General features: G+C 60.4%; 1 pseudogene. It reads right to left on the reverse strand.

Annotation, left to right across the window (positions count from 1 at the left end):
• A pseudogene (locus RWK44_RS35005) lies at nucleotides 1-338 on the reverse strand (M10 family metallopeptidase C-terminal domain-containing protein); the annotation flags it as partial.

A 338-nucleotide genomic window follows, 5' to 3' on the forward strand; every position in this document is an offset into this window, starting at 1 on the left:
GTTCGTATTCTCGATCACAAGGTCGGTCGCAATATCGACGACATAAATGTCATCACCCGTCCCGCCTGACATCGTGTCGGAACCAGCACCACCGAGCAATGTGTCGTTGCCGGCGCCACCGCTGAGATTGTCCGCAGCTGCCCCACCGGTCAGGACGTTGTTCAGCGCATTGCCCGTGCCGGCAAAGGCTGCCGTTCCGATATAGGTGAGGTTCTCGAGATCGGCGCCAAGCGCATAGCTTGCTAATGTCGTGCGGACCGTGTCGGTTCCCGCGGCGGCGTTCTCGGCGACGCTGTCGCCGGTATTATCGACGATATAGGTGTCGTCGCCCGCACGAT

The organism is Rhizobium sp. 25PS6 (assembly GCF_032464655.1).
GTDB lineage: Bacteria > Pseudomonadota > Alphaproteobacteria > Rhizobiales > Rhizobiaceae > Rhizobium > Rhizobium laguerreae.